This is a genomic window from Micromonospora sp. NPDC049580, from assembly GCF_040675595.1.
GTDB lineage: Bacteria > Actinomycetota > Actinomycetes > Mycobacteriales > Micromonosporaceae > Micromonospora.
Genome location: NZ_JBFAPG010000149.1, coordinates 1 through 12,272 on the forward strand (window position 1 = coordinate 1; position 12,272 = coordinate 12,272).

7 protein-coding genes are annotated in these 12,272 nt (G+C 69.5%); 1 reads left to right on the plus strand and 6 read right to left on the minus strand.

All coding sequences use genetic code 11. From position 1 onward, the window contains the following. Nucleotides 1–38: 38 nt before the first annotated feature. From AB0J68_RS14880 to AB0J68_RS14905, 6 genes are all read right to left on the minus strand, one after another. Complete coding sequence (locus AB0J68_RS14880; protein ID WP_363938892.1) at nt 39–2,435, minus strand: RICIN domain-containing protein; 2,397 nt, start codon at nt 2,433–2,435, stop codon at nt 39–41. Between the two features lie 106 nt (nt 2,436–2,541). Next, nucleotides 2,542–3,393 (minus strand): sugar phosphate isomerase/epimerase family protein, encoded by an 852-nt coding sequence (locus AB0J68_RS14885; RefSeq protein ID WP_363938894.1) that lies wholly within the window; start codon nt 3,391–3,393, stop codon nt 2,542–2,544. Nucleotides 3,394–3,400: 7 nt separating this feature from the next. Further along, nucleotides 3,401–4,585, minus strand: coding sequence for a substrate-binding domain-containing protein (locus tag AB0J68_RS14890; protein WP_363938896.1), 1,185 nt, complete (start codon nt 4,583–4,585; stop codon nt 3,401–3,403). Between the two features lie 10 nt (nt 4,586–4,595). After that, nucleotides 4,596–5,573, minus strand: coding sequence for an ABC transporter permease (locus AB0J68_RS14895; RefSeq protein ID WP_363938898.1), 978 nt, complete (start codon nt 5,571–5,573; stop codon nt 4,596–4,598). A gap of 2 nt (nt 5,574–5,575) precedes the next feature. After that, a complete protein-coding gene (locus AB0J68_RS14900) occupies nt 5,576–6,550 on the minus strand; it encodes an ABC transporter permease (protein WP_363938899.1) in 975 nt (324 codons plus the stop codon). A gap of 114 nt (nt 6,551–6,664) precedes the next feature. Further along, nucleotides 6,665–8,176, minus strand: coding sequence for a sugar ABC transporter ATP-binding protein (locus tag AB0J68_RS14905; protein WP_363938901.1), 1,512 nt, complete (start codon nt 8,174–8,176; stop codon nt 6,665–6,667). Nucleotides 8,177–8,699: 523 nt separating this feature from the next. On the opposite strand from AB0J68_RS14905, the gene AB0J68_RS14910 reads away from it, so the two are divergent. Beyond that, the gene (locus tag AB0J68_RS14910) at nt 8,700–12,251 is read left to right on the plus strand and encodes a ThuA domain-containing protein (RefSeq protein ID WP_363938903.1); all 3,552 of its coding nucleotides are present in this window, start codon (nt 8,700–8,702) and stop codon (nt 12,249–12,251) included. Nucleotides 12,252–12,272: the final 21 nt, after the last annotated feature.

Here is a 12,272-nt window from a genome sequence, read left to right on the forward strand (position 1 = left end):
CCCCGGCCGGCCGCACCCCGGCCGGGGCGCACCAGATGTCAGCTACGCAGCTGCCACTGCTGGTTGGTGCCGCCGTTGCACGCCCAGAGGATGAGCTTCGTGCCGTTCGCCGTCCCGGCGCCGTTGGCGTCCAGGCACAGACCCGACTGCGCGCCGGTGATCGTGCCGTTGGCGTTGACGTTCCACTGCTGGTTGGCCTGGCCGTTGCAGTCCCAGATCACCACGGCGGTGCCGTTGGTGGTGCCCTGACCCGAAGCGTCCAGGCACTTGGTGCCGTACACCATGAGCTGCCGGCTCGCGGTGTGGGTCCACCGCTGGTTGGCGGCGCCGCTGATGCAGTCCCAGAGCTGGGCCTGCGTCCCGTTGGTGGTGCTGGAGTTGCCGATCTCGGCGCAGCGACCCGACTGGACGCCGACAAGCTGCACGTTCTGCGGGTTGGTGCTGCCGCCGCTCTGCACGCCGGCGGCGTTGATCACCGTCTGCGCGCCCGACGGCCAACTGCCGTTCGAGACCGTGACGTTGCCGTTGACGACGTTGCCGCGGTCGCCGTTGGTCACGTTCGTGCTGCCGTTGGTCGACCAGTTGTTGGTGACGGTGAAGTTGCCCATGTTCTCGGCGTAGTAGTAGTTGGCGGTGGCCCAGGTGCCGGTGGAGGAGAACACGTTGTTGCGGGCGGTGTAGTAGCGCGAGCCCTCGTCGAAGTAGAGCCCGAACCAGCCGTTGGTCCGCAGGCAGTAGTTCTCGCTGATGGTTCCGCCCGGGTTCGCCGACAGCGTGTAGATGCACCCGCCGTCGGTCATCTGCTGCATCACGTCGTGCACGTAGTTGCCGATGACCTGGTTGTTGGCCGCGGTGGTGGCCGTCGAGTAGCGGGGCTGGTAGTTGTAGAGACCCCGGTTGGCGTAGTGGTTGCTGCCGCCAGCGTCGTTGGCGCCCCAGCCGTAACCCACCGAGAGGCCGGTGTAGGGCATGTTGTAAACCTCGTTGTGCGAGACCAGCGAGGTGTTGACGTAGGTAGTCAGGATCGAGACCACGCCGCGGTACTCCAGGCCGAGGTCGTGCACCCGGTTGTTGCTGATCGTGATGTTCCGGTTGACCATCCGCTGGTCGCTGGGGTGGTGGGCGTCGGCGCGCACGCCGCCGACCACGATGCCGCCGGCCGAGTTGCGGGCGATCTCGGAGCGGGTGACCGTGATGTTGCTGGCGCCCAGGCCGACGCCGCTGGCGTGGGCGTTGGCGTCGTTGCCGATACCGATGGCCGTCTGCCCCAGGTTGACGAACTGGGAGTCGCTGAAGGCGATGGTGTTGGCCGCGGAGACCTGCACGGCGGCCGGCATCTGGGCCCAGCTCGGCCGGGTGGCCTCGAACAGCTGACAGCCCTCCTGGCAGGAGGTCAACGCGTCGGACGGGCGGGCCCAGGTGCCGACGATGTGCGCGCCAGTCTGCTGGTCGGCGAAACCGTTGCTGCTGCTCGGGCCGAGCCAGCTGGTGCCGGTGAAGGTGATCCCGCTGAACGAGATGTGGTGCGCGGGCGCGTCGTAGGTGCCGCCGACGTTGACCAGGGACTGCAGCTGCGGCAGCTCCACGCTGACGGAGCTCATGCTCTGCCCGGCCAGCGGGATGTAGTTGAGCTGGCCGCTGCCGGGGTTGAGATACCACTCACCCGGTGAGTCGAGGAACTCGTACGCGTTGGCCAGGTAGAACGGGCCGGCCCGGTGCGGGCGGGACAGGGTGTCGAAGCCGAACGTGTTGTTGTTCCAGGCCGGCTGCTGCATGGTCAGGAAGTTGCCGCTGATGCTCTGCACCGGCGAGTACCGGTCGGTGAACGAGCCGACGCTCTCCACCTCGACCCGGTTCTGGTTGCCGAGGTTGTTGAGGTAGTTCAGCGCGCTGTTGCTGAACCGCATGCCCGACGTGGTGAAGGTGAAGTCGGCGCGATTCACGGCCGTCCGCGCCCGGGTGGCGACGGCGCCGTTGACGTAGAGCTGGCGGCTGTCGAGCCCGGCGGGGACGCTGGCCCGCCAGATGTTCTTTCCGGAGTCGACGAGCGACCACCCGGTGACCGCCCGGGCGCCGCTGATCGTCGGGCGGGCCGAGGCCGCCGCCCGCCAGATCACCTGGTAGCCGTTGGTGCCGGAGTCGGCGGCGGTCAGCCGCATCGGCGAGGTCAGCCGGTACACGCCGTCGGCCAGTTCCACGACGATGTCGCCGGACATGGAGCTGTTGAGCGTCCGTACCGCTGCCTGCGCGCCGGCCAGCGAACACGGCTGGCTGGCGGAGCAGGTGCTGCCGCTGCCGGACGGGGACGCGTAGAGGGTGGTGGTCGCCGCGGAGGCCGGTGTGGCCGAGGCGGTCACGGCGACCAGAGCGGTCAGTGCCGCCGTGGCGGCGCCGGCGAAGAGCCTGCGCGCCACGGAGATGGATGAGAGGGACACGGGACGGTCTCCTGTGGTGGTGGGGGTGGGGGACGCCTCGACGAGGCGGGTTCGGAGGGTGGCGGGTGGTGGTTAGCGCTAACAACGTGGGCGTGCCGACGCCAGGTCAGGCGACGACCTTCCGTAGGTGGTGCAGGCCGTCGACGGCGAGGCGGTCCTGGGTGGGGGCCAGGGGCCGCCAGATCGACGCCGCGGTGGCGATGGTCGCGTTGTCTGCCGTGAACGACTCGATGCAGACCGCGCCCCGGTAGCCGGTGCCCCGCAGGACGGAGAAGAAGCGGGGCCAGTCAAAGTGATCCGCGCCGGGCGCGCCCCGGTCGGTGCCGCTGACCTGGACGTGCTTGATGTGCGGACCGGCCAGCGCGAGGGCGGCGTAGGGGTCGGCCTCCTCGATGTTCATGTGATACGTGTCGATCATGATGCCGACGCTCGGGGAGAGGCCGTCGATCAGCTCGATCGTCTGCTCGACGGTGTTGACCACGCTCGTCTCGTAGCGGTTCAGCGCCTCGACGCCGATGCTCACGCCGCACTCGCCGGCCCGGTCGGCGACCGGCGCGAGAGCCCGCCGGAAGTCGGCGTAGCAGGCCGCCCGGGCCGCCGCCGACATCCGCCAGGTGCGGCCGACCGCCGCGTACACCGGGCCGCCGACGCAGGGCGCGCCGACCGCCGCCGCGCTCGCCACACACCCCATGAGGTACGCGACGGTCGACTCGACGACGGCCGGCGTGGCATCCACCAGGTCCCGCCCGGGCGGGGTCACCGCGCAGACCCCGGCCGCGACGAGGCCGTGCGCGGCCAGCAGGTCCCGCGTGCGGACCGGATCCCAGTCGCCGGGCTGCTCGATCGGCAGTTCGACCGCGTCGAACCCGAAGGAGGCGATCCGCGGGATCAGCCGGGCGAGGGCCTCGTCGTCGACCGGCGAGGCCCACACCCAGGGGTTGACGCCGATGGCGTACACCGCGAACCTACTTCCAGCGCTGGGGGTAGCCGGGCAGGTCGCGGCAGCCGCACATCGCGTAGTGCAGCGGCGGCATGCTCGCGTCGAGGTACCGGTCCAGGTTGTCCTGGGTGATCGTGGGCTGCGGCAGCTTCCACGGGTTGGAGACCTGGGTTCCGTCGAGAATGCTCAGCGCGGCGATGATCGGCGTCCGCCACTGGTACGTCGGGTAGGTCGGCGCGATGGCGGTGAGCTTCTTGTCCTTCCACAGCTTCAGGAAGTCGAGCTGGTCCTCGCCGTTCATCGGCGGTACGGGTTTGCCAGCGTCCTGGAACGCCTCGACCGCCGCCACGGCTACCGCTCCGGCGTCCATCCAGACCCCGTCGATCGTGCCGTACCGCTGGATGTAGTCGTTCACGATCTTCTTGGTCTTGGCCGGGTCGCCGTCGGTGAACTCCACGCCGACGACGTCGACCTTCGCCTTGTCCAGCGCGATCTTCGCGGCGGACCAGCGGGTCTCCAGCACGTCGACGCCGGGCAGGATGCGCAGGGCCAGCAGCTTGCCGCCGGGCTTCATCTTCTGGCTGACGAACTCCGCGCCCACGTGGCCGAAGCCGTAGCCGCCCACCGGGTTGATGAAGGTCACCGGGCAGGTGGTGTTGACCCCCCGGTCGAAGACGACCACCGGAAGGCCCGCCTGGCAGGCGGCCTCGACGGCCGGGGTGAGGGTGGCGGTGGTGTTCGGCGAGACGATGAGGGCGTCGCACTTCTTGCCGAGCAGGTCGTTGATGTCGGCGATCTGCTTCTGGTCCTTGCCCTCGGCGTCGATGTGCACGAACTCGCTGATCCGGCTCCGCTGCGCCTCGACCTCGGCCTGCATGGTCTTGAAGCCGACCTGCCGCCAGGGGTTGTTCAGCGCCGCGTTGGAGAAGCAGATCTTGTGCTTGCCAGGCTTCTTGAACTTCGCGGTGTCCACCATCTTCGGGTTGAGCACCTGCTCCCACGGCTTGTCGGCCGGGCCCGTCGGGGCGGCGTCGAGCAGGGCCAGCTCATTGTCGTAGTCGGCCTGCACGAAGAACTTGGACTGCTCCCCGGTCCCCGACCCGGCCGCCGCGGAGGCGGTGCCCGAGGGTGACGCCGTCGGCTCGTCGGTGGCGCATCCCGCGAGCACCAGGACACTCGCCGCGGCCAGAGCGGTCATGGTTCGTCTCATCGAATCACCTTTATCTGGAGGAGGAGGAACGCAGGGACGAGACCGCCACGGCGAGCAGGATGATCACGCCCTGGACGGTCGATCTGAGGGCACCGGAGACGCCGGTGAAGTTCATCAGCGCGAAGAGCGTCTCGAGGGTCAGGGCACCGAGCATCGCCCCGACGACCGAGCCGCGGCCGCCGCCGAGGGCGACCCCACCCAGCACGACCGCGGTGATCGCGCCGAACTCCAGCCCGACGCCGGCCTGGAACGACACACCGCTGTACCCGCCCAGGAGGATCGCCGCGACCGCCGCCGCGAGGCCGCTGAGCATGAACGCGATCGTCTTGGTGCGCGCGACCCGTACGCCGCTCAGCTCGGCGGTGCGCGGATTGTCGCCGACGGCGACCAGCGTGCGACCGAAGTCGGAGCGCGTCAGCACGACGGCGATCGCGGCGACGACCACCAGGACGAGCAGCGCGTACGGGATCCGGCCCAGCAGCGGCACGTCCTCGATGGCCCGTCGGCCGAAGCGGCGGAACTCCTCGGAGAGCCCGCCCTTCGGAGCGCCGTCGGACCACAGGTACACGGCGCCGACCAGGATCAGGAACATGCCGAGGGTGGTGATGAAGGACGGCACCCGCAGCACCGTCGTGACCAGACCGTTGACCAGCCCGACGAGCGCGCCGCCGGCGAGCAGCAGCAGGACCACCGGCCAGGTGCGCGACGGATTGCTGTCGATGAGCCGGGCGGCGACGACGACCTGCGCCGTGACCAGGGAGCCGACCGAGAGGTCGAACTCTCCGCAGACGATCACGAAGTACTGACCGGCGGCGAGCAGGATGATAGGTGCGGAGCGCCCGAGGAACGACATCAGCGACGACGGCGCGAGGAAGTCGGGCTGGACGAACGCGACGAGGATCAGCAGAACCGCCAGGAGCGCGACGATCGGCGCGATCCCGTCGGTGCGGATCCGCAGCGGCAGCGGACGACGTTCGGCGACCCGCATGGTCAGGACCCCGCCTTTCGCATGGCCCGTCGGGCGTAGACGGCGACCGCGGCGATGATGATCACGCCGCGGATCACCTGCTTGAAGAACGCGTCGACCTCGAGTTGGTTGAACACCGCGTCGATGCTGGCGAGCAGCAGCACGCCGCCGACCGTGCCGAGGACTCCCCCGCGCCCGCCCGCGAGGGCGGTGCCGCCGAGGACCACCGCGGCGATCGACTCCAGGTCGTACAGCCCCTCGGTGCCCACCCGTGGGGCGCCGGAGCCGAGTCGGCTGGCCAGGTAGACGCCGGCCAGGCCGGCGCAGAGGGAGCACAGCACGTGGGCGGTGATGAGGACCCGGTCGTTGCGGACGCCGGAGAGCCGGGCGACCTCCGGATCGCCGCCGACGGCGATGAGGTGATGGCCGAAGCGGGTACGCGCCAGCGCGAACCACGCCACCGCGGTCACAGCGAGCAGCAGCAGGAAGGACACCGGGACCGGCCCGATCCGCTGGTACCCGAGAGTCCGCACGAGAGCCGGGGAGCTCTCGCCGGCCGGGCCGTCATAGCCGTTGTCGAGATAGCCCTTGAGCAGCAACCCGACGCCGAGGGTCGCGATGAACGCGTTGATCCGCAGCTTGGTGACGAGCACACCGTTGAGCAGCCCGATCGCGGCGCTGACCGCGAGCGCCAGCCCGATCGCCGGAAGCAACGCGCCGTCGCTGCCGTTCATCGCCTCGGCCGCCACGAGGGTGCTCAGGCTGATCACGAACGCCACCGAGAGGTCGAGCGAACCGCCGAGGATGACCAGGGTCTGCCCGACGGCGACGAGCCCGAGGCCGGCCGCGACGTGCAGCAGACTCACCGTCGTCGACTGGTTGAAGAGCTGGCCGCCGTCGAGCATGACGACCAGCCAGCCGATGACCAGGGTGAGGGCCAGGGCCACGAACACGCCCGGCACGGCACGTCGAGCCGGACGAAGCGACAGGGCGGTCACAGAGCGATCTCCATTCGCGACTGCGGGGCTCGCAAAGCCGGCTCACTCCTCGCGCTCATCGGGCCGTCTCCATTCGCGACTGCGGGGCTCGCACACCCGGCTCACTCCTCGCGCTCACGCGGCGGCCTCCCGGACGGCGCCGACCGCGAGGGCGACGACGTCCTCCTCGGTCGCGCCGGCGGGCAGCTCGCCCGCGATCCGGCCGTCCCGCAGGACGACGATCCGGTCGCTCATGCCGAGCAGCTCCGGTAACTCCGACGAGATCATCAGAACCGCCGCGCCGCCAGTCGCGAGGCGGCGGACGAGATCGTGGATGGCCGACTTCGCGCCCACGTCGATGCCCCGGGTCGGCTCGTCGAAGAGCAGGATCCGTGGTGTCAACGCGAGCCATCGGGCCAGGACGACCTTCTGCTGGTTGCCGCCGGAGAGGAAGCGGATCTCCTGGTCGTCGCCGGCGGCGCGGACCTCCACGGCGTCGAGCAGCTCACGCACCCGTGCGGTGCGGGCGGCGCGACCGGACCTCGCGGCGAACACGGCCCGGCTGGCGAGCAGCGCGTTGTCCAGCACCGACTGCCGGGCCACGATGCCCTCACCCTTGCGGTCCTCGGTGACGTACGCGATGCCCGCCCGCATCGCGGCACGCGGCGAGCGCAGCCGCACCGGCTCGCCGTCCAGCTCGACGTCGCCGGTCGTGAACGGGGCCACCCCGAAGAGCGCACGGGCCAGCGCCGATCGTCCGGAACCCTGCAGGCCGCCGACGCCGAGCACCTCGCCGGAGCGCAACTCGAGGTCCACCCCCCGCAGCTTCCGGTTGCCCCCGCTGCGGACGGTGAGTCGCACCGGCCCGCGGTCGCCGGGGTCGGCCCGCGGCGGGTAGTAGCTGGACAGCTCGCGGCCGACCATGTGTCGCACCAGCTCGTCCGTGTTGGTCCGCTCGGTGTCCACTGTGGTCACCCGGCGGCCGTCCTTGAGGACCGTGATCCGGCTGGACAGGTCGAAGACCTCGGTGAGCCGGTGCGAGACGTACAGCAGGCCGATGCCGCGTTCCTGGAGCCGACGGACCAGACCGTAGAGCAGCTCGACCTCCTGGTCTGCAAGCGCCGCGGTCGGCTCGTCCATGATGAGCAGCCGCGCGTCCAGGGCGAGCGCCTTGGCGATCTCGACGACCTGTTGCTGAGCGACGCCGAGGCGCCCCACCCGGGAGTCGGCTGGCAGCGCGGTCTCCCCGATCGAGGCGAGCAGGCGCCGGGTGCGGTCGAGCATCTCGCGGCGGTCGACCAGCCCGCGCCGGACCGGCTCGTGGCCCAGATAGACGTTCTCCGCGACGGTGCGCTCGGGCAGCAGGTTGAACTCCTGGTGGATGATGCCGACGCCGGCCCGCTGCGCGTCGCGGGGGCCGTGGAACGCGCGCGGCTCGCCGGCGAACTCCACGGTGCCCTCGTCCGGGGCGTACGCACCCGAAATGATCTTCATGAGCGTCGACTTTCCGGCGCCGTTCTCACCGACGACCGCATGCACCTCGCCCGGCGCCACGTCGAGGTCGACACCGTCGAGGACGCGCACGCCGAGGAAGGACTTGCCGATGCCCCGCAGGGCCAGCAGCGGTGCCGGTGGTGGGTCTGACATCCCGATAGCCCTTACAGATAGTAGTCATCGACGAGGTCGGCACAGCGGCCGGTAGGCCGTTCGATGCGCTGAGCGACGCACTTTCGCAGGCTGCTGCAGAACTTGCGTTTTTATGGTGCAAACATTTCCTTGACATCGAGGAAACATCACACGTATGAAGATAGATGTTTGGATGCGGGTCCGCAATCCTCGATCTGCGGCGACTGCCAGGCCCGGCACTCGATCGGCTCGACTGCCGGCTCAGGCGGCTCAGACCCGACCACTCCTACTCGGAGGTAACATCAGACGCTCGACGTTACATTGACACCTATCAGTGGATAGCCCATCCTGACCTCGCAGACCAGGGACGCACACACAGCCCACGTCACGCTGTGTGACGTCCTGCGGGGCTGACTGCCGTTTCGGCGGACGGCACGACGACCGCGACCAGCACATTCGTGGCCCACGCGCGCCCAGGCACAACCTGACGCGCGCCGGACCCGTGCGCGCAAACGGAGTTGCCCGCCCAGACCTAGGAGACGGCATGCGTCGCCCCACAATGATCATAGGAATGATCGTCGGCCTGTTACTGGCCCTCGGCCTGGCCCCGCCGGCGTCGGCCGCCCCGGCCTTCCGCGCCCTGTTGTTCACCAAGACCGTCGGCTACCGGCACGACTCGATCCCGGCCGGAATCTCCATGTTCCAGCAGCAGGCGGCCGCGAACAACTTCGAGCTGGTGGCGACCGAGGACGCGAGTGTCTTCACGCCCGCCAACCTCGCCACCTTCGACGTCATCATCATGTTCCAGACCTCCGGCATGGTCTGGACCTCGGCAGCCCAGCGCCAGGCCGTGGAGGGTTACCTGGCCAGCGGCAAGGGCATCGTGGGCATCCACAACGCCCTGGACATGGGCATCGAGGGTGAGTACCCCTGGTGGGACCAGACCCTCAACGGCGGCGCCCACATGCCCGAGCACTCCCCCGGCGTGCTCCCCGGCACCGCCATCGTCGCCGACAAGCAGCACCCGTCGACGGTCGGCCTGCCGGACCGCTGGAACCGCAGCGAGGAGTGGTACAACTTCGACTCCAACCCGCGTGGCAACGTGCACGTCCTGGTGACCGCCGACGAGCGCACGTACAACCCGGGCTCCCGGGCCATGGGCCCGGACCACCCGATCTCGTGGTGTCGCAACGCCGGTGGCGGCCGGGTGTGGGCCACCGCGATGGGCCACGCGATCGAGTCGTACAGCGAGACGAACTTCCGCAACCACGTCCTCGGTGGCGTCAAGTGGGCCGCCGGCAACCAGCCCGGGGACTGCGGCGGCACCGTCTGGAGCAACTTCGAGAAGCGCACCCTGGACGACAACACCGCCGACCCGATGGCGCTGGCGGTGCTGCCCGACGGCCGCGTGCTCTACGTCCAGCGCGGCGGACAGGTCAAGCTCTTCAAGCCGAGCACGAACAGCACCGTCACCGCCGCCACGCTGAGCGTCTACACCGGCGGTGAGGACGGCCTCACCGGCGTCGCGCTGGATCCGGCATTCGCCAGCAACGGGTACGTGTACGTCTACCATTCGCCGGCGAGCAGCACGACCGACGTCAACCGGGTCTCCCGCTACACGCTCACCGGTGACACCCTGAACCTGGCCAGCGAGGCCCGGATCATCGACATCCCGGCGACCCGCGACCGGACCTTCGCCGAGCCCGGCCACACGGGCGGCTACATCGAGTTCGGCCCGGACGGCAACCTCTACATCGGCACCGGCGACGACACCCCGCCCAACCTCGACCCCAACTGGCAGGGCTACGCCCCGCTGGACTGGCGGTCGGGCAAGGCCAACCTGGACGCCGCCCGATCCGCCGGCAACACCAACGACCTGCGCGGCAAGCTGCTGCGCATCCGGCCGTCGGCCAGCGGTGGCTACACCATCCCGACGGGCAACCTCTACCCCCAGGGCACGGCGCAGACCCGACCCGAGGTCTACGCCATGGGCTTCCGCAACCCGTTCCGCTTCTCGATCGACCCGTCCACCGGCTGGGTCTACCTGGCGGACTACGGCCCCGACCGCAACCCTCCGACGACCAACCGGGGCCCCGAGGGGCTCGTCGAGCTCAACGTGATCAAGGCCGCCGGCAACTACGGCTGGCCCTTCTGCCACGGCGACAACCAGCCGTACGCGCCGTTCAACCCGGACACCGGCGTCGTCGGGGCGAAGTTCAACTGCAACGCCCCGGTCAACAACTCGCCCAACAACACCGGCCTGGTCAACCTCAAGCCGATCGTCGCGCCCAACATGTGGTACGGCTACCCCGCCTCGACGACCTTCCCGGAGCTGGGCTCCGGCGGGTCGGCGCCGATGGGTGGGCCGGTCTACCGCTACAACGCGGCGAACCCCTCGGCGACGAAGTTCCCGGCCTACTACGACGGCGTGCACTTCTTCTACGAGTGGTCGCGCAACTACATCAAGGAGACGCACTTCGACTCGTCGACGGCGGTCACCCGGACCAACTCGTTCATGCCCGGCGGCAACTTCAACAAGCCGATGGACATGGAGTTCGGCCCGGACGGCTCGCTGTACCTGCTGGAGTGGGGCTCCAACTTCGGCGGCGGCAACAACGACTCCGGGCTCTACCGCATCGACTACATCCAGGGTGGACGCTCACCGATCGCGAAGGCCGTCGGCACGCCCACCAGCGGTAGCGCCCCGCTGACCGTCCAGTTCAGCAGCGCCGGCACGGCGGACCCGGACGCCGGTAACACCCTCAGCTACCAGTGGACCTTCGGTGACGGCGGCACGTCCACGGCAGCCAACCCGGCACACACCTACACCACCAACGGCAACTACACCGCGCAGCTGAAGGTCACCGACAACACCGGCAAGACCGGCTTCGCCAATGTGCAGATCACCGTCGGCAACACCGCCCCGGTCGTCACTATCACGGTGCCGCCCAACGGCGGCATGCTGAACTTCGGCGACAAGGTCTCGTACACGGTCAGTGTCTCCGACCCCGGCGGCGCGGCCATCGACTGCACCAAGGTGTTCGTCAACCCGGCACTCGGTCACGACGACCACGCGCACGAGACCACCGAGTACCCGGGCTGTTCGGGCACCATCTCCACCGACCTGCTCGGTGGGCACCCCGAGGGCGCGAACCTGTACTACGTGCTCAACGCCCGCTACACCGACAACGGTGGCTCGGGTGGCGCGGCGCCGCTGACCGGCTACGCGCAGGCGATCCTGCAACCCAAGCACAAGCAGGCCGAGTACTTCAGCAGCCAGTCCGGCGTGCGGATCGTCGACCAGGCCGCCGCGGAGAGCGGCAAGCGCGTCGGTGACATCTCCAACAACGACTGGGTGGCGTTCAACCCGATGAGCCTGTCGGGCATCAGCACCGTCAGCTACCGGCTCTCGTCACCGAGCGGTGGGGGTTCCATCGAGCTGCGGGCCGACTCGCCGACCGGCACGCTGCTGGCCACCACGACGGTGCCCAGCACCGGCGGCTGGGACAACTACCAGTCCACGCCGGCGGTGAGCGTCGCGGCCCTGTCCGGGACGCACACGCTCTACATGGTGTTCAAGGGCAGCTCGTCCAACTGGTTCGACCTCGACGCGTTCACCTTCGGTGGCAACGGCGTGGGGGTCCCCGGCACCGACGGCGGAGGGATCGCCGGCCGCACCTGGACCCTCACGGCGCAGCACAGCGGCAAGCTGATGGACGTCAGTGGCAACTCCACCGCCGACGGCGCCCAGGTCGTGCAGTGGGCGGCCACCGGCGGTAACAACCAGAAGTGGCAGGCGGTGGACGCTGGTGGCGGCGCCGTCTACCTCAAGGCGGTGCACAGCGGCAAGTGCCTGGACGTCACCGGCGGGTCCACCGCACAGGGCGCCTTCCTGCAACACAGCACCTGCACCAACGCCAACCAGCAGAAGTTCACCGTGACGGCGACCGGCACCGCCGGGATCTACACGGTCAAGAGCGCGCTGAGCGGGCTCTGCCTGGACGTCAACGGCGCCTCGACGGCCGACGGGGCCCGGCTGCTGCAGTGGGGCTGCCACAGCGCCACCAACCAGCAGTGGCGGTTCAGCGCGGTCTAACGACCGGACGGTAGGTAGCTG